General features: G+C 59.2%; 15 protein-coding genes. 11 read left to right on the plus strand and 4 right to left on the minus strand.

Annotation, left to right across the window (positions count from 1 at the left end; all coding sequences use genetic code 11):
- Window positions 1–197: 197 nt before the first annotated feature.
- The gene (locus tag ABEV74_RS21100) at window positions 198–953 is read right to left on the minus strand and encodes a phytanoyl-CoA dioxygenase family protein (RefSeq protein ID WP_062494686.1); all 756 of its coding nucleotides are present in this window, start codon (window positions 951–953) and stop codon (window positions 198–200) included.
- A 143-nt stretch (window positions 954–1096) separates the two neighbouring features.
- Between ABEV74_RS21100 and ABEV74_RS21105 the strand changes: the two genes are divergently transcribed.
- The 5 genes from ABEV74_RS21105 (at window position 1097) to ABEV74_RS21125 (ending at window position 7613) form a co-directional block, all read left to right on the plus strand.
- Window positions 1097–1978, plus strand: coding sequence for a helix-turn-helix domain-containing protein (locus ABEV74_RS21105; RefSeq protein WP_430149341.1), 882 nt, complete (start codon window positions 1097–1099; stop codon window positions 1976–1978).
- A 79-nt stretch (window positions 1979–2057) separates the two neighbouring features.
- The gene (locus ABEV74_RS21110; RefSeq protein WP_062494682.1) at window positions 2058–2534 is read left to right on the plus strand and encodes a GNAT family N-acetyltransferase; all 477 of its coding nucleotides are present in this window, start codon (window positions 2058–2060) and stop codon (window positions 2532–2534) included.
- A 219-nt stretch (window positions 2535–2753) separates the two neighbouring features.
- Window positions 2754–4466 (plus strand): SWIM zinc finger family protein, encoded by a 1713-nt coding sequence (locus ABEV74_RS21115; RefSeq protein WP_430149344.1) that lies wholly within the window; start codon window positions 2754–2756, stop codon window positions 4464–4466.
- Window positions 4463–7366 carry a DEAD/DEAH box helicase gene (locus ABEV74_RS21120; RefSeq protein ID WP_430149347.1) on the plus strand — a complete coding sequence of 968 codons (2904 nt, stop codon included), beginning with the start codon at window positions 4463–4465 and terminating at the stop codon, window positions 7364–7366. Before ABEV74_RS21115 ends, ABEV74_RS21120 begins: the two co-directional genes overlap by 4 nt.
- A gap of 37 nt (window positions 7367–7403) precedes the next feature.
- Complete coding sequence (locus ABEV74_RS21125; RefSeq protein ID WP_430149349.1) at window positions 7404–7613, plus strand: hypothetical protein; 210 nt, start codon at window positions 7404–7406, stop codon at window positions 7611–7613.
- 75 nt (window positions 7614–7688) lie between these two features.
- On the opposite strand, the gene yfbR is transcribed toward ABEV74_RS21125, so the two are convergent.
- Window positions 7689–8294, minus strand: coding sequence for a 5'-deoxynucleotidase (gene yfbR, locus ABEV74_RS21130; protein ID WP_430149352.1), 606 nt, complete (start codon window positions 8292–8294; stop codon window positions 7689–7691).
- Window positions 8295–8503: 209 nt separating this feature from the next.
- Here yfbR and ABEV74_RS21135 point away from each other — a divergent pair, with 209 nt between their 5' ends.
- From ABEV74_RS21135 to ABEV74_RS21150, 4 genes are all read left to right on the plus strand, one after another.
- Window positions 8504–10054, plus strand: a complete 1551-nt coding sequence (locus ABEV74_RS21135) for a fumarate hydratase (protein ID WP_213529881.1) — start codon at window positions 8504–8506, stop codon at window positions 10052–10054.
- A gap of 64 nt (window positions 10055–10118) precedes the next feature.
- Window positions 10119–11051, plus strand: coding sequence for a bile acid:sodium symporter family protein (locus ABEV74_RS21140; RefSeq protein ID WP_430149355.1), 933 nt, complete (start codon window positions 10119–10121; stop codon window positions 11049–11051).
- Window positions 11052–11122: 71 nt separating this feature from the next.
- Complete coding sequence (gene pnpS / locus ABEV74_RS21145; protein ID WP_062494670.1) at window positions 11123–12925, plus strand: two-component system histidine kinase PnpS; 1803 nt, start codon at window positions 11123–11125, stop codon at window positions 12923–12925.
- Window positions 12926–13096: 171 nt separating this feature from the next.
- Window positions 13097–13816: a response regulator transcription factor gene (locus tag ABEV74_RS21150; RefSeq protein ID WP_062494668.1), complete on the plus strand. Its 720-nt coding sequence runs from the start codon at window positions 13097–13099 to the stop codon at window positions 13814–13816.
- Between the two features lie 272 nt (window positions 13817–14088).
- Here ABEV74_RS21150 and ABEV74_RS21155 read toward each other — a convergent pair whose 3' ends face one another.
- A complete protein-coding gene (locus tag ABEV74_RS21155) occupies window positions 14089–14958 on the minus strand; it encodes an AraC family transcriptional regulator (RefSeq protein ID WP_062494666.1) in 870 nt (289 codons plus the stop codon).
- Window positions 14959–15122: 164 nt separating this feature from the next.
- On the opposite strand from ABEV74_RS21155, the gene ABEV74_RS21160 reads away from it, so the two are divergent.
- Window positions 15123–16202: a Gfo/Idh/MocA family protein gene (locus tag ABEV74_RS21160; protein ID WP_082655323.1), complete on the plus strand. Its 1080-nt coding sequence runs from the start codon at window positions 15123–15125 to the stop codon at window positions 16200–16202.
- Window positions 16203–16481: 279 nt separating this feature from the next.
- Window positions 16482–16886: a sigma factor gene (locus ABEV74_RS21165; RefSeq protein ID WP_430149360.1), complete on the plus strand. Its 405-nt coding sequence runs from the start codon at window positions 16482–16484 to the stop codon at window positions 16884–16886.
- On the opposite strand, the gene ABEV74_RS21170 is transcribed toward ABEV74_RS21165, so the two are convergent.
- Window positions 16828–17274 (minus strand): carboxymuconolactone decarboxylase family protein, encoded by a 447-nt coding sequence (locus tag ABEV74_RS21170; RefSeq protein WP_430149364.1) that lies wholly within the window; start codon window positions 17272–17274, stop codon window positions 16828–16830. The genes ABEV74_RS21165 and ABEV74_RS21170 overlap by 59 nt on opposite strands.
- Between the last annotated feature and the right edge of the window lie 166 nt (window positions 17275–17440).

A 17440-nucleotide genomic window follows, 5' to 3' on the forward strand; every position in this document is an offset into this window, starting at 1 on the left:
ACACACAGATTGCAGAAGATTGCGTATAGTTGTGGAATGAACACGTTGCGTCTCCTCACGCCGTCCGTTGCGGCTAGGTGACTGCGACGAACGCCAATCTGGCGAACAGCGCGGGTTGCCGGCCGGCCTCTTTCGCCCGCTGCGGCCCGCTGCGGCAAAGACGCTCGTGACGCGGGCTTAAAGGCCGTCCGCCGGCATTAACCGTATTCTTTATACTCCGGTTTGCTTCCGCATATCATAAGCCCTTGCCCCCAGTTGACGTGGACGTTCTCGGTCGGCGGGTCGGCCGGATCGCGGTACTGGAACAGCACGTTGCGGCGCGACCGCTCGCTGCGGTTCGGGCCCGAGCCGTGAATCGTCAGGTAGTTGAAGAAGAGCACGTCGCCGGCCTGGGCAGGACACGGCACGCCCATCGACAGCGGATATTCGCGATGGTCGAGATAATGGCGCCCTACATGCTTGAGCGGCCCTTGCTTGTGCGAACCTGGCAGCACGCTGATGCAGCCGTTCTCGAGATCGGCGTCGTCCAGATGGACGCTGGCCGCCAACATCGTATGGCGCTCGTGCGGAAAATAAGGATAGTCCTGATGCATCGGGAACGCCGCGCCTTTCTCCGGCGGCTTCACCAGCATTTTGCTGTGGTGCAGCTCGACGTTCGGGCCGATCAGCTTGGTCAGCACGGCCGTCATGCGGGGGTGTACGGCCGCCCGCGTGAAAACGGCATCCTGGTATTGGACGTCGTGGAAGCCTTTCAGCACCAGCTTCTTCAATTCTTCGGGGGACATGTATTCGCCCTGCCACGTGGAATTGCGGTCGTATTTCGATCGCGCCGCCTTTTCGATAATGCTGTCGACAGCCTTTCTCATCTCCTCGACTTCTTCCTGCGAGAAGACGCCCCGAACGAGCAAGTAACCATTTTCCTTGTAAAAATCGACATCTTGTGTTGTAATCAAATCGATCACCTCTATGCGAGTGAATGTTGTGGAACCATTACCATCATAACCTGCACGGCGGTTTTTCGTATTTGCACGATGAAGACCATTTCATTGCACAAAACGGACATTTCCGGTCTTCCAGCCGAAGGAGGCGCGATTATATGGATCAAACGCTGTGCGAAAGGGCGGTCGCCGTTCTGCGTAGGCTGACGGCCATGCGCGGCATGGATGGCGAATATGCGATCCATTATTGGGGAGGCTCGCCGAATCATCCCGACAACCCTTATCACCGCCACTCTTTCATGGAATGCTGCTATGTCGTGTCCGGCAGCGGCGAGTACCGTGACGGAGAGGAGTCGCACCGCATCGGCCCGGGCGACCTGTTCGCTTCCCGTCCCGGCGTCTATCACCAGATTCATCGCGGGGAGAAGCTGTTTTTGCTATGGGTTGCTTTTGAGCCCGCCGCCGGTATAAGTGCGGAGAGGGAGCGGCGCTGGCGGGAATGGGCCGGTTCCGCGTCGTATTTGCTCCGCTCCGCGGGAACCGGTCATCCGGCCGGGGCGGCATGGCGCGGGCTGTACGGCGCGGCTGCCGAAGGAATGAGCGCGGAGACGCTGCAGGCTTGGGCGGACGCGCTGATCTCCTCGATGTGCGACGCCTTTACCGCACATCGGCCGCTGTCTCCTATGCGCGCCGGACCGGAGCAGCTGCTCGAACGGGCCAAACGGTTCGTCGCCGACAATCTGAATCAACCGTTGCAGCTGCAGATGACGGCCCGGACGCTGCATATTTCGGCCCGCCATTGCTCGCGGCTGTTTGCCAAATACGAAGGAATGAGCTACACGCAATATGTGAACCAGCAGCGGATCGAGACCGCGAAAGCTTTGTTGCGTTCGGGCAGCGTATCGATCAAAGAAGTCGCCGAACGGACAGGGTTCGGCAGCGTCCATTATTTTACGCGGATGTTTGCCGCCCGCACCGGCATGACGCCGGGAGCGTACCGGGATCTGCCTTCCGATTTACCAGTCGGACGACAGGAATGATGCTGCAACGAATCCGTCCTCGCGGTATAATGGGTGGAGGAAAACAAAGGAATACAGGGAAAGCGGGGAGAACGACACAATGCCGGACATGTTAGTGAAACTGTATGCGCTGCCGGAGACGGAGACGCCTGAGCAGTACGCCGCGCGCACGGGGATTACGGTGCGCCGCGCGATCGGCCCTGAGAAGCTTGCCGTAGCGGAGTGGGTGGAGAAACATTTCAGCAAAAACTGGAGAAGCGAATGCGAGGTGGCGTTTTCCCGTCAGCCGGTGTCATGCCTTGTGGCGGTGCGGGACGGCAAGCTGCTCGGCTTCGCCTGCTATGACGCCACTTGCAAAGGCTTTTTCGGTCCGACCGGTGTGGACGAAAACGAACGGGGCCTCGGCATCGGCAAGCAGCTGTTTTTGCAAACGCTGCAGGCGATGCGCAGCGACGGCTACGGATACGCGGTGATCGGCGCGGCCGGTCCGGTCGCCTTCTACGAAAAAACGGCAGGCGCCGTCGTCATCGAAGGTTCGGTCCCGGGCGTATACGCCGGCATGATCAAGTCGTCATAATCGGAGAGCTTTCGCAATTCTGACGATATTTACGGCAAAACCGCCGTCATGCGTCAAAACCGCCGTCTAACGGCAAAACCGTCGCCGTCGGATTGTCCGTCGCATTTTTTCAATGTAAAATAACGATTTCGCCTGGAACGACTTCGCCGCAAAAGAGCGAAGTCGTTCTTTTATATGTTATAATCATAAGATGACCTTGCGAACGGAAGGAGAACCCCGATGGAGCCGAAATCCCCTCTGGACAACAAGATATTGGCCGAACTGGAGGAGAAGCTCAGCCTGTACATGAAGCCGATCATTGTGGAGCGGGGCTGGCGCTACTACCTCAACGGCCGCGTCAAACATGTGAAAGAGATGGACGGCAACACCATTATGGGCGCGGTGCAGGGGGAGGAGATTTATGCGGTAACGCTGGCGACGGACAATTTCTTTTACAGCGCCTGCACCTGTCCGTATGATTCGCTGTGCAAGCATATGGCCGCTCTGTTCTTTGCCTATTGCGAACGCGCCGGCTGGCGTCCCGAACTATCGTACGAGTCGCTAGTCGGACGCAAGCCCGCGCCGGCTCCATGGCAATCGGCCGCATGGGAGTCGGCCGCCGGCGCTGCGGAGCCGAGCCATCCCGGGGAGGAAGGCTCGCTCGAGCAGTGGCGTTCCTGGTTCGGAGAGCAGCACGGCGAGACGTGGAAGATGTGCCGCCACTCGCTGCACCATATGCAGCCGGTGCTGTCGGGGCTGAAGGGGCTCTCCAAAACATGGCCGGCGGACCGGCGCCGTCTCCACTGGATGGCGTCCATTCTGTTCGTGCTGGAACAGACCGACAAGGCAATCGCCTCGGTCGATTCGTACAACCGCTATTACCAGGAAGTTTCGTATTCGCGCATGGCGGAGCCGTGGATCGCGCATTTTCATGAGCTGGTTTCGGAACGCCGCAACGAATATGCCGACGAGCGGGAGCGGCTGTGGACGGAAGGGATTGCCGATTGGCTGCTGAGGCGTGCGACGAGCGGGGAAAAGGCGTTGGTCAGGTGGGATTCGCTGTATTTGCAATTCAGCCGGACGTTGTCCGAACACCGGGCTTTTCGAATGAAGGAAAAGGCGGCGCTCGAGAAGATGCTTGGCAAGTCGGAAGCCGCGGACCTGGGCAAGGCGGAAGCGACGGGCCTGAGCAAGTCGGAAGCCGCGGACCTGGGCAAGGCGGAAGCGACGGGCCTGAGCAAGTTGGAAACGGCGGACCTGGGCAAGTCGGAAGCCGCGGACGGCGGCCATCCGTTCGTCCGGATCGCTTATGCGCAGCACCGTTTTCACGAGGAAGCGGACGAAGAAGCGGTCGCCATGCTCGAGGGAATCGCGTTTGCGCATACGGCGGCGTTTGCGTTTCATTGCGCCCGGGTCCGGCTGGAACAGCACCGGTGGCGCGATCTTGAATGCTGGATGGCATATCTGGCGGAGCGTCTGCCGGAAAGAAAAACGAACGACGCTCTCCATTCGTTCCTGCTGCTGTGCGGTCTCGCGGCCGACAGGCAGCCCGATGGCCGGTGGGAGGCTTACATGATCGATCTGCTGCCGTCATCCTACGCCACGCTGTCGCAGCATTGGCTCGATCACGGGCGATTCCGCGACTGGGCCGACCTGCAGCTGCTTCTCGGCATCCGTCCGGAGGAGCTGGACGTTCAGACGGTGCGGGAAGTGACGCGGCAAGCGCCGTCCGCGCTTATTCCACTCTATCATCAGGCGATCGAAGAATCGATACGGGCGCGCAACCGGCAGAGCTACCGGATTGCCGTCAAGCAGTTGCAAAAGCTGGAAAAGCTGTACAAATCCGTAGAGGCGCGGGAGCGGTGGAACGAGTTTTTTGGCAGTCTTGTCCGGAAGCATCAACGGTTGCGGGCGTTTCAGGAAGAATTGGAGAAAGGGAAAATGCTGACATGAGGACGACCTGGGGCATACGCGCGGTGCAATTGCAAGGGTACTGGCATTCGGAAGGCGGCGTGGCCATTCTGGAGGATAACAGCGCGGTCATCGGGAAAAGGCTGCGTCAGGTGCTGTTTGCCCGGCACGAAGCGTCCTGGTACGGCTCGGATATCGAAGAGGGCGAGGCGTTCGGACGGTCCATTGTGCAGCTTTCGCCGCTTCTGGCGATGGATTATTTGTCCGATCCCCGGCATGTGCGGCTGCTCAAGGTCGAATGGTCGCCGCGGCTGCTTGTGCTGCGCAAGCTGGCCGAACTGCTGCGGACGATGCTGCTGAACGGCTGGTTTGTGCCGGATATGCGGGAATGGGACCGGGAACGGCGGATGTGGAAGCCGGCCATTCCGGAGTCGGAGCAGGGAATGCGCGAGGAATGGGAGCATTGGCTTCGGCAGGCGGAGCAGAACGGCGACGGCGGGGTGAAGGAGTGGCTCGGACTGGCCGTCGAGGCGATCGTGAACGGGGACGGCGCGGCGGGCGCGGCCTGGAGAGCGGTCGAAGCGTCGCATCAGGATTCCCTTTACCGCAAAATGGCCGATGAAGACGACTGGCAGGTCGCTGTCGGACTGAAGCGGGACACCTTCCCGTTTCGGCTCGCGATCCAGCTGTCGGAACCGGACGCAAGCTCCGGCTGGAGGCTGGCGCCCGCTGTCCGCGACCGCGACGGCGGCGAATGGATGCCGCTGGAACAGGGAGCGGACGGAGAATGGAGAGCCGCGGACGGGCGCGAGCTGCCGTCCGAATGGCTGCCTCTGCTTGACGGCAAGGTGCGCAAGGAAGCGGCGGGCTGGCTGAACGCCGCCCCCGAACTGGCGGCGCGGGAAGGAGAAGCGGAATTCGCCGGCATCAGGCGGCTGCTGACGGACGACGAGGCGTGGACGTTCCTCGCGCAAATCAGTCTGCGGCTGCTTCAGGCCGGCTGCCCGGTGCTGCTGCCCGGCTGGTGGGAAACGGTTCGCTCCCGCAAATTGCGGCTGCGGGCGAAGGTGAAGTCGCTTGCCGGCACGGGCGGGCAGGCGATGTTCGGACTGCATGATATCGTGCAGTACGACTGGCGGCTGGCGGTCGGCGAGGTCGATCTGTCCGAGGAGGAGTTTATGCGCCTTGCCGCCGAGAACCGGCGGTTGATGCGAATCGGCGGGGAATGGGTTCATCTGGATCCGGCCGATGTCGACAGAATCAGGCGATGGATGAAGCGGGTCGGACGGAAGAAGGGGCTGACCTTCCGCGACGTGCTCGAGCTGCACCTGCGCGGAGGAGCTTCGATTGACGACGGCGCCGGCGAATACGAATCGCCGATCCAGGCGGAGGTGGAACTGGACGCCCATCTGGCGGGCTGGCTGCAGCAGCTTCAGCAGACGTCCTCGCTTCCGCTTGTCCCGGTGCCGGCCGGCTTCCGCGGCGAGCTCCGCCCTTATCAGCTGGCCGGCGTATCGTGGCTCGCCATGCTGCGCCGTTTCGGATTGGGCGCTTGTCTTGCGGACGATATGGGCCTCGGCAAAACGGTGCAGTTTGCCGCTTATTTGCTGCATGTGAAGGAGCAGCGCGCAGCTTCCGGCGACGACGAGGCGGCTCCGTCGCTGCTCATTTGCCCCACTTCGGTCATCGGCAACTGGGAGAAGGAGCTGGAACGGTTCGCCCCTTCGCTCAACGTCGTGCTCCACTACGGTCCCCGAAGAGCCAAAGGACGGGCGTTCGCCGACGCGGTGGCCGGAGCCGATCTCGTCATCACGTCGTACGCCCTTGCACCGCTGGACGAGGAAGAGCTGAGCGGCGTGAACTGGAATACGCTCTGTCTGGACGAGGCGCAAAACATTAAAAACGTGTATACGAAGCAGTCCGCTGCCATCCGCAAATTGCAGGCCGGCCACCGCGTCGCATTAACCGGCACGCCGATGGAAAACCGGCTGACGGAGCTGTGGTCGATTTGCGATTTTCTTAACCCCGGTTATCTCGGCTCGCTTGCCGAATTCCGGAAAGCGCTCGTGCAGCCGATCGAGCGGACGCGCGACGCGGAGCTGATCGCCGGCCTGCAGCGTTGGGTGAAGCCGATCATGCTGCGGCGCGTCAAGAACGATTCGGCGATCCAGCTGTCTCTTCCGGAGAAGCACGAGGCGAAAACGTACGTTTCGCTGACGGCGGAGCAGGGGGCTGTCTACGAGAACATCGTGTCGGACTTGCTGGAGCGGCTTGACAAGTTGAGCGCCATGGAGCGCAGAGGGCTGATCCTCGCTTCGCTCACGAAGCTGAAGCAGGTGTGCGACCATCCGTGGCTGCTGACGAAACGGGACGGCCGCGTCTTATGGAAGCCGGAGCTGTCCAACAAGACGGTCCGGCTGCTGGAGATGATCGAAGAGATCGCCGCCGAAGGCGAGCGCTGCCTCGTTTTCACGCAGTTCGTCGAGGCGGGCGAACAGATCCGCCGGCTGCTGGAGGAGCGGCTCGGCATGCCGGTCCCTTATTTGAACGGCAGCGTGCCGAAGGCGAAGCGGGACGAGATGATCGCGGCGTTCCAGGACCCGGCTTCCGACTGCTGCGCGTTCGTGCTGTCGGTGAAAGCGGGCGGCACCGGACTGAATTTGACGGCGGCGAACCACGTGTTCCATTTCGACCGGTGGTGGAATCCGGCGGTGGAAAATCAGGCGACCGACCGGGTATTCCGCATCGGCCAGACCAAGCGGGTGCAGGTGCATAAACTGATTACGCTCGGCACGCTGGAAGAGCGGATCGACGAAATGATCGACCGCAAGCAATCGCTGAGCGAGCAGGTGGTCGGCCAATCGGAGCAATGGATAACGGAGCTGTCGACGGACGAGCTGAAAGAGCTGTTTGCGCTGCGCCGCAGATGGCTGAACGGTTGAGCCGAAAGAACCGTCTATGGCAGAGGAGGCGATCAGGATGACGGAAGAAAGCGGGACATCGGGCGGGGATGAACGGACGACGGCCGGCTCCCTCAAGCCGTCCGCTTCCGGCGAAGCGGAGAGCGGAGAAGGCGGAAGCCGGCCGCCGTCGGATGAAGAGCGTGCCGGCCCTGCCGGCGCTTCGCCCGAATGGCTCCGGTTCTATGCCGCCGTGAAGGATAAAGTCCGCAGCATGAGAACGGAATAGAGCGGCTTCCCGCGGCGGCAGCGCAAAAACGGCGTTCCCCTCCCGGTTCCACTGGCCGGGCAGGAACGCCGTTTTCTACTCTTCCGACAACTCGTCAAGCGTCATGCCGAGGCTCGGCGCCATATGGGTGAGGAACCATTCGATTTCGGGCATGTCGAGCCTGGCGAGCGATTGCTCGATCTGGCTTTTGGCGACGGCAAATTCCCGATTGCCGGAAGATACTTCGGCGAAGCATTTCAAATAGGCGTCGAGCAGATCGGCCGCTTTGACAAGCGCGCGCAGCTCAAGCTCTTCGCCGCTCTCTTCCCCGCCGTCCGCTTTGCCGAGCAGCCGCGCATACGCCGGCTTCAGCTCGGGGGGCAGCATGCCGTGAAGGCGCTCGGCCGCCATCTTCTCGATCTCGCGGAAGCTTGCGAGCATCCGCGGATTGTGATGCTTGACCGGCGTCGGAATATCGCCGGTGAACACCTCGGTCGCATCGTGGAACAGCGCCAGCGTGACCGCGCGGTCGGCGCTTAGCTTCTTGCCGAATATGCGGTTGCCGATCTCGCACAGCATATGCGCGAGCAATGCGACATGGTAGGAATGCTCGGCGACGTTTTCCTTCGTCGTATTGCGCATCAGGCTCCAGCGTTCGATATATTTCAGACGGTACATATAGGCGAAAAAATGGCTGCTCAAGTTTCACGCGCTCCTTTATCCGTACAATGCGAATCGGCGGCGGAACAGCCGCGCGTCCGGCGCCCTGCGGGTCCGCAAGTCCCTGCGAAGCCCGCCGGCACCGATCCGCCCGGAGGCGGCAGGCCGGGCAAGCATATGCCAATCGATCCATGTATGCTATTATATAGTGTATAGAGAAATGCGACCAGAGAGGAGATTACCGCTACGCCATGCAGCATTTTGAAGAGAGCATATACCGTCTGATCGTCGAAACGTCCACCAATCTTCCCGGCGATGTCCGCCAGGCGATCCGGAAAGCCCGGGAAGCCGAAGACCGCGCCACCCGCTCGGGCATTTCGCTGTCCACGATAGCCGAAAATATCGAGATGGCCGAGTGCAACGTTTCGCCGATCTGTCAGGATACCGGGATGCCGACGTTTGTCGTGCATACGCCGGTCGGAGCCAACCAGATCGTGATGAAGCGGCAGATCCGCGAGGCGGTCGCGCGCGCCACGAAGGACGGAAAGCTAAGAACGAACTCCGTCGACTCGCTGACCGGCGCCAATACCGGCGACAATCTCGGACCGGGCACGCCGGTCATTCACTTCGAGCAGTGGGAAAAGGATGAAATCGACGTCCGGCTCATTCTGAAAGGCGGCGGCTGCGAGAACAAGAACATCCAGTACAGCCTGCCGACGGAGCTAGAAGGGCTCGGCAAAGCGGGGCGCGATCTGGACGGCATCCGCAAATGCATCCTGCACGCCGTCTACCAGGCGCAAGGCCAGGGGTGCAGCGCCGGGTTCATCGGCGTCGGCATCGGCGGCGACCGGACGACGGGCTACGAGCTGGCGAAGCAGCAGCTGTTCCGGCGCGTGGACGATACGAATCCGATTCCGGAGCTGAGGGAGCTCGAAGAGTATATTATGGAGAACGCGAACAAGCTCGGCATCGGCACGATGGGCTTCGGCGGGGAAGTGACGCTGCTCGGCTGCAAGATCGGCGTCATGAACCGGCTGCCGGCCAGCTTCTTCGTCTCCGTCGCCTACAATTGCTGGGCTTACCGGCGTCAGGGCGTGCTGCTGGATGCGCAGACCGGCGCGATTAAGGAATGGCTCTACCCGCAAGGAAGCGAGCAGCCGATGCGGGACGAAGCAGCAGCTTCCTCCAGCGCCGGACAGGAAGCGGCCGCAGAGTCGGAGCGCCGCGAAGTCGTGCTGACGACGCCGCTGACGGAAGAGCAGGTCCGTTCGCTGCGCGTCGGCGATATCGTCATTCTGAACGGGGAAATGCACACCGGCCGCGACGCGCTGCACAAATATTTGATGGATCACGACTCTCCGGTCGACCTGAACGGCGCCGTCATCTACCACTGCGGCCCCGTCATGCTGAAAGAAGGGGACAGCTGGAAAGTGAAAGCCGCCGGACCGACGACGAGCATCCGCGAAGAGCCCTATCAAGGGGACATTATTAAAAAGTTCGGCATCCGCGCGGTAATCGGCAAAGGCGGCATGGGCGCGAAGACGCTCAAGGCGCTGCAGGAGCACGGTGCGGTCTACTTGAATGCGATCGGCGGCGCGGCGCAATATTACGCCGAATGCTTCAAGAACGTGAACGGCGTCGACTTCCTCGAATTCGGCATTCCGGAAGCGATGTGGCATCTGCAGACGGAAGGCTTCGCCGCGATCGTCACGATGGACGCGCACGGCAACAGCCTGCATGCCGACGTCGAACGCAGCTCCTTCGAGAAGCTCGAGCAATTCAAGGAGCCGGTATTCAAATAAATAAGCGAGATGATGACTTATCCGTCAATTCGGTCTTGCCCTTAACAAACGTTTTGAACAATGGATGTTTCTTCTGGTCCCGGGATCGCTAGTCCTGGGGTTCTTTTTTTCGGATACGCTGCTGCCGTTCGTCAAGGCGGTTCCCTATCTGTTCGCTTATGTAACCTTGACGATGGCGATCGGCTGCGGACTGGAGCAGCTGAAGGCGGTTATCCGGAAGCCGGGCGTGATGATCGGAACGCTGCTGATCGCCCATATCGTCTCTCCGCTCGCGGCGTACCTAATCGGTAAGTATACGTTCGGACCGGATTCTCCTTATGTGGTCGGACTAGTGCTGTTTGCGCTCATTCCGCTGGGGGTGTCGACCGTGTTTTGGGTCGGCATGTCCGGGGGCAGCGTGCCGCTCATACTCGCGATGGTCGTGCTGGATTCGGCGCTCAGCCCGCTCGTCGTCCCGGCCGGAATCAAGCTGCTGTTCCATACCAACGTAGCTCTCGATACCGGGCATCTGGCGTTCGATCTGGCGATGATCGTAGTGGCCCCCACCGTCATCGGCGTGCTGCTCTGCGAGCTGTCGCGCGGCCGGATTCAGCCTGCCGTGCAGCCGTATGCCGCTCCGCTGTCCAAGCTGTGCTTTATTGCGGTCGTCGCCCTGAATGCGGCGGCGATCGCTCCGTATGCTGCCGGGCTGAAAGCGGATATGCTAAAGCTGGTGCCGATATCGGTCATGCTCGTCGCGCTTTGCTATGCGTTCGGCTTTATCGGCGCAGCTCCGCTTCGCAACCGCGAAAAGCAGGTTACGGTCTCGTATGCGACGGGCATGCGCAATATCTCGCTCGGCATCGTGCTGGCGATCGGGTATTTCAGCCCGCTGACGGCCGTCCCGGTCATGCTGACGATTATGATTCAGCAGCCGGTCGCCACGCTGTATCATTACGCTTTACAAAAACTTCATAAATCGAAGGCTGGCAAGGCGAACGCGATGCAGGTACGATAATAATGTCGAAAACCGTGCCGCCGCCGGTCTTGCGAAGGCGAGCGGAGACAGAACGGAGAGATGACATGCGAATGAACAGCTTTCGCGCCAGGCTGACGCTTATTATGATCGTGCTGATCGGCTTGTCGGTTACGGCTTCCGGTCTGATGATGGGGCAGATATTCAAAGACAGCCATCTTGCCGAGCTGGAGGACAACATGGTGCGCGAGATGAAGCTGATATTGGCCAAGACGGAGTGGAGAACGGGGCCGGAGCAGGAACTGTTCGCCTATTTCACGAATGAAGCGACCGCGCTGAAGGAGATTACCGGAGCGAGGGTAACCTTTATCCGCGGCGACGGGACGGTGCTTGGCGACTCGGATCACGAGCCGCAGACGATGGACAATCACGCCGACCGGATCGAAGTCCGGGAAGCGTACGAGAAAGGCGTCGGCCGGACGATCCGGTACAGCGACACGCTGAAGCAAAACTTGCTCTATGTCGCCATTCCGGCGGGAGAAGGGGAAGATGCCGGCATCGTCCGCCTGGCGATGAGCCTGAAGACGGTGGAGAAAAGCATTTTCCGGATGTGGGCGGTGCTGATCGCCGGCCTGGCCGTGCTGTTTGTCGCGGCGGCGCTGATCAGCTACCGCGTCGCGCTCGGCATGACCCGGCCGCTGGAGCAGATTACGAAGGTCGCCCAGCGGATCAAAAACATGGATTACCGTGCCCGGGTCAAGGTCGGCAAGCGCAGCGAAATCGGCGAACTCGGCCACGCGATCAACACGATGGCGGAAAGTCTGCAGGTGCAGATGGAACGCATTCGCCGCAACGAAAGCCAACTGGAAAGCGTGCTCGCCAATATGATCAACGGCATCGTGATGATCGACGCGAACGGCCGCATCGTGCTGATGAACCGGCGGGCGGAAGAAGTGCTCGGCGTTAAGGCCGGCGAGCTGACCGGAAAGCATTTTAGCGAAATGCGGCAGCAGTACGAGCTGGCCCGAATGATACAGGACGCGATGGACAACAAAGAGCATCTGCGGGAAGAGATTACGTTCTATTTCCCGGAGGAGCGGCTGCTCGAACTGAATCTGGTGCCGTTCCGCCAGGACGGCGACGAATTCGGCGGCGTGCTGCTCGTCGTGCAGGACGTTACGGCGATTCGCCGGCTGGAGCGGATGCGCAGCGAGTTCGTCGCGAACGTCTCGCACGAGCTGAAAACGCCGATCGCGGCGGTCAAAGGATTCGCCGAAACGCTGCTTGGCGGCGCCGTCGACGATCCGGAGACGGCCCGCGCGTTTCTGCAAATCATATTTGACGAGAGCGACCGCCTGAACCGGCTTATCGGCGACATTCTCGAGCTGTCCAAAATCGAGTCCCGGCGCGTGCCGCTGCAGTTTTCGCCGGTCGAGCTGTCGTCCTTCCTGGAGCGTACGGTCGAGGTCGTCAAGACGGAAGCCGCCCGCAAATCGATTGCGCTGGAGCTGAAGTGCGAACAGGATCTGTATGTCGAAGCCGACGAGGACAGGCTGCGGCAAATTATGATGAATTTGCTGGCCAACGGCATCAATTATACGCCGGAAGGCGGCAAGGTGACGGTGATCGCCGAGGCGATCGCCGCGAACGGCGAACCTGCGCCGGAAGGCGCCGATTACGAGCGCGTCCGGATCCGGATCACGGATACCGGCATCGGCATCCCGAAGAAGGATCTTCCCCGCATATTCGAACGGTTTTACCGGGTGGACAAGGCGCGCTCCCGCAGCTCCGGCGGCACCGGACTCGGCTTGTCCATCGTCAAGCATCTGGTCGAGCTGCACAAAGGGACCATTTCGGTCGACAGCGTCGTGGGCAAAGGGACGACGTTCACGCTCGAATTGCCGGTGCTGCAGTAGAAGCGGCACGCCGGGCTGCTGGCCCGGCGCGATAAAATTTTTACATGGCGTTAACAAAATGATTCAAGCATGTTCGCACGTGCGATGATAAAATAGAGGTATACGGAACAGACTTAAAGCTAACGGCGAAACGGCACATAAGCGTTCGTCGTTCGCAAGGTGGGGGATACGATGTCGCACAAAGTGCTGGTAATTGAAGACGAACCGACGCTGGCCCGTCTGCTGTCGTACAACCTGACGCAGGAAGGGTACGAAACAACGGTGATCGATCATGGCGCGGAAGGGCTGCAGGCGGCGCTGCAGCGAAAATTCGATCTGATCATTCTGGATATTATGCTGCCCGGCATGAACGGCTTCGAAATTTTGAACCGGGTGCGTCAAAGCGGCATTCTTACACCGATCATTATTTTAACCGCGCGCAATGCGGAAGATGAAGTCGTGCAGGGGCTCAAGCACGGGGCCGACGACTACATTACGAAGCCGTTCGGGGTGGCGGAGCTGCTGGCCCGCGTATCCGCCGTACTAAGGCGGACGAACGCGGAAAGCGCGAAGACGCCGTCTTCCTCCGACAATGTGATCGAAGCCGGAGATCTGCTCATCTACCCGGAGAAATACGAAGTCATATTAAATGGAGAGACGGTGCCGCTGCGGCCGAAAGAATTCGAAGTGCTGCTGTATCTCGTTCAGCGGCCGGGCATGGTCGTGACGCGCGACGACCTGATGAATGTCGTGTGGGGGTTCGATTATATCGGCGGTCAGCGCACGGTCGACGTTCATGTCAGCTCGCTGCGCAAAAAACTGGAGCTCGGCAGCCAGTCCGTTCAGATCGAATCGATCCGCGGCGTCGGCTACAAGCTCGTTATGCCCAAAAAAACCGCAGCGCCCAGATGAGGCGTGCGGGTTGCAATTGACGGATCATATATCGCTTCACCGCGTCTGTCGCGTTTGTTGCGGCATTTCCAAAAATCGGAACATTCTATTCCGTTTTATCCCCAGCTGGCCATAGGGCCGGACTTTCCTTCGCGGTTCTCCTTCGCGCGGCCGGTCAGGAACGCATAGATCGCAACGGCGGCAATTCCGTTGTATCACGACGGCGGCAATCCTGCCGTATCGGCGGAAATCTCGTTGTATCGCAACAGCGTAAATCCCGCTGTCTTCCGATGCTAGTTCTGGTTCCAGGACAGCATTTTCTTTTGGAATTCCTTGGGCGAGCATTCGTTATACTTCTTGAACATTTTGTAAAAATGAGCCATATTCGGCATGCCTATTCGTTCCCCGACTTCCGATACGCTGAGATCCATCGTCAACAAAATGCGTTCCGCCCATTTGATTTTCCGGTAATTGACATATTCGGTAAAGGATAATCCGATCGTTTTCTTGAAAAACTTGACAAAGTAGTAATAACTCATATTGGCGAGCTTGCACACTTCCTCCACCTGAATGCGGTCGGTCAGATGGCTTTCGACGTAGTGAAGCACCGGCTTCAGCCGGATCCGGTTGAAGTCTTCCTGTTCGGCCAGCATCCTGCGCGAATCGTTGCGGAGCAGAAGCAGCAGAATGCGTTTGATCAGCATATTGACGGCAAGCTCGTAGCCGGCCTGCTTGGCGCTCGCTTCCTGCAAAATTTCCCGGATACAGTCGGCGATTTGCGCTTTCACATCCGGTTTCTCATCCAGAATGTAGTTGACCCGGCTGAGCGGATTTTTCGTTTCGGAGAAATAGCGCATATACGTAATCGTGCTGTGGTCGAAAAATTGCTCCAGGTCGAATTGCAGAACGATATAGTCAAGCGGCGCATCGAAGCTGCGGTCCCGGTGCAGCTGGTAGGAACCGATAATGGCGACGTCGCCCGCCTGCAAGCGGCGGCATTCGTCTTCGATATAAACGTCCAATTCCCCGTCCAGCACGAGCAGCAGCTCGAGCTCGCGATGATAATGCCAGTTGATTAACAGATCTTTGTGACGATGAGATTTGAATATTCGCAGCGACAAAAGAGGGTTTTCATAAGCGACCTTTTCATTATAAATTTCCAATCTTATATCTCCAGTCATAGCAAAATGACATAAAAGCATCGCCAGAAAAGCCATTTTTTTTGGACAGCGTTTGTCCTATACTTATTCTATTGCATCATAGCCTGTTGAATCAAGGCTCATGGATGTATTCACAACATCATTACAATCCGGGAGGATGATTCGAAGTGTCCAAAGTACGCGTGGGCATTATCGGCTGCGGCGGTATTGCGAACGGCAAGCATATGCCGAGCCTGGCGAAAGTGAAAGAAGTGGAAATGGTGGCGTTCTGCGACATCATCCGCGAGCGCGCCGAAGAAGCCAAGACGAAATTCGGAACCGAGCAAGCCAGCGTATACGAGAACTACCGCGACCTGCTTGCCGATGCTTCTATCGATATTGTGCATGTATGTACGCCGAACGATTCCCATGCCGAAATTTCTATTGCGGCGCTGGAAGCCGGCAAGCACGTCATGTGCGAGAAGCCGATGGCGAAAACGGCTGCAGACGCCCGCCGGATGCTGGAAGCGGCCAAGCGCACCGGCAAAAAGCTGAGCATCGGGTACCAGAACCGTTTCCGCGCCGACAGCCGCTACCTGAAAGAAGCTTGCGCGAACGGCGAACTGGGCGAAATCTATTTCGCCAAAGCGCATGCGATTCGCCGCCGCGCTGTGCCGACTTGGGGCGTGTTTCTGGATGAAGACAAGCAAGGCGGCGGTCCGCTCATCGATATCGGTACGCACGCGCTCGACCTGGCGCTGTGGATGATGGACAACTACAAGCCGAAAGCGGTGCTGGGACGGGCCTATCACAAGCTGTCCCAAAGGGAGAATGCGGCTAATGCCTGGGGACCGTGGGATCCGAAGCAGTTTACCGTCGAAGATTCCGCTTTCGCGATGATTACGATGGAGAACGGCGCTTCGATCGTGCTCGAGTCGAGCTGGGCGCTCAACTCTCTCGAAGTGGATGAGGCGAAGGTGACGCTCTGCGGTACCGAAGCGGGAGCCGACATGAAGAAAGGGCTGCGCATCAACGGCGAGCAGAACAGCCGTCTGTATGTCAAGGAAATCGAGCTGAACAGCGGCGGCGTGGCGTTCTACGAAGGCCAATCGGAAGATCCGGCCGAGCTTGAAGCCCGCACATGGATCGATGCCGTCATCAATGACAAGGAATTGATCGTAAAACCGGAGCAAGCGCTCGTCGTATCGGAAATTCTCGAAGCGATCTACGAGTCTTCGCGCACGGGCAAAGCGGTATATTTCGACTAATCGCATAAAGACGGCCCCGTTAGACCGTTTCCGGCCTTGCGGGGCCGTTTTTTGTTGCGTTCGGACGGATTATTTTTTGTAATGCGCGGGCGGACGGCATTGCGACATTGAAGGAAGTCTTGAAGGGATTCGCGGCAACGCCGCAGCGGAATGTTCCGCAGCGGAATGTTCCGAAGCGGAATGTTCCGAAGCGGTCGGCTTTCGTACGGGGATGTCACAAATGCCGGCATTCGGCTGTCATTCTTGACGAACCCGAAACGATAGAGCGGAGGTACCGGAATGACGCTGGATCAAACGTACGCGCAGTACAAATCGATGCTGTTCGGACTTGCTTACCGGATACTGGGCATTGCAGCCGATGCGGAAGACACCGTACAGGACGTATTCGCGCAGTTCATGCAGCTGGATGCGGCCGAAATCAAGAACGAGAAAGCGTATTTGACGAAAATGACCGCCAAAGGCAGATTTCTCGGCGGATTTGAGCCCGCCCGCTTGAACGGAGAACCCGGATTGCTGCAGAAAAGGGACGGCCGCATCGTCATGGCCGTCATGGCGGAATGGGAACCGGAAGGCTCCCGTATCCGCCGCTTGTACATCGTGCTGAACCCGGAGAAATTAACCCGCTTTAATCGAAGCAGCCCGGAAACATGCCGGTCGCAACGCCGAACCGGTTCCACGCATTGATGTTGTTGATGGCCATAAGCAGATCGACAATCTCCTTTTCGCCGAATATGCTGCGCACGCGATCGTAGACTTCGTGGGGGACGCCGGCTTCCGACAGCTTCGTCGCATATTCGGTCAGCTCGAGCGCCGCGCGCTCCGCTTCGGAGTAGAGCGGCACTTCCCGCCATACGGGCAAAAGCAGAATCCGCTCCATGCTTTCGCCCGACCGGAGCAGATCTTTGGCGTGCATGTCGATGCAGAAGGAGCAGCCGTTAATCTGCGAAGCGCGCAGCTTGATGAATTCGTACAGCTTATGGTCGAGGCCGCTGTTCTTGATATACTGCTCGAGCGAGAGCATCGTTTTGAAAGCGTCGGGATTGGCGTTCCGGTAATTCATTCGGAGTTCCATCGGTCATCTCTCCTGTCCTTTGATTTGGGATTTCACCAATACGACAGGCGGAAGCCGCCGTTTGTGACACCGGCGCTGCATATCGAACAAAAAAATTTTTTCCCTCTTGAATCGGTGCGGAAGAGTGTGTACTATACAAGATATAATCCTGAATTTCGAAAGCCCA

Origin of the sequence: Paenibacillus cisolokensis (assembly GCF_050481165.1) — a bacterium.
Lineage (GTDB): Bacteria > Bacillota > Bacilli > Paenibacillales > Paenibacillaceae > Paenibacillus_AH > Paenibacillus_AH cisolokensis.

What these genes read in the sequence shown, in the direction of transcription:
- ABEV74_RS21105 (WP_430149341.1), top strand. Translation starts at nt 1,097, where the DNA reads ATGGATCAAACGCTGTGCGAAAGGGCGGTCGCCGTTCTGCGTAGGCTG.
- ABEV74_RS21110 (WP_062494682.1), top strand. Translation starts at nt 2,058, where the DNA reads ATGCCGGACATGTTAGTGAAACTGTATGCGCTGCCGGAGACGGAGACG.
- ABEV74_RS21115 (WP_430149344.1), top strand. Translation starts at nt 2,754, where the DNA reads ATGGAGCCGAAATCCCCTCTGGACAACAAGATATTGGCCGAACTGGAG.
- ABEV74_RS21120 (WP_430149347.1), top strand. Translation starts at nt 4,463, where the DNA reads ATGAGGACGACCTGGGGCATACGCGCGGTGCAATTGCAAGGGTACTGG.
- ABEV74_RS21125 (WP_430149349.1), top strand. Translation starts at nt 7,404, where the DNA reads ATGACGGAAGAAAGCGGGACATCGGGCGGGGATGAACGGACGACGGCC.
- ABEV74_RS21135 (WP_213529881.1), top strand. Translation starts at nt 8,504, where the DNA reads ATGCAGCATTTTGAAGAGAGCATATACCGTCTGATCGTCGAAACGTCC.
- ABEV74_RS21140 (WP_430149355.1), top strand. Translation starts at nt 10,119, where the DNA reads ATGTTTCTTCTGGTCCCGGGATCGCTAGTCCTGGGGTTCTTTTTTTCG.
- pnpS (WP_062494670.1), top strand. Translation starts at nt 11,123, where the DNA reads ATGAACAGCTTTCGCGCCAGGCTGACGCTTATTATGATCGTGCTGATC.
- ABEV74_RS21150 (WP_062494668.1), top strand. Translation starts at nt 13,097, where the DNA reads ATGTCGCACAAAGTGCTGGTAATTGAAGACGAACCGACGCTGGCCCGT.
- ABEV74_RS21165 (WP_430149360.1), top strand. Translation starts at nt 16,482, where the DNA reads ATGACGCTGGATCAAACGTACGCGCAGTACAAATCGATGCTGTTCGGA.
- ABEV74_RS21170 (WP_430149364.1), bottom strand. Translation starts at nt 17,274, where the DNA reads ATGGAACTCCGAATGAATTACCGGAACGCCAATCCCGACGCTTTCAAA.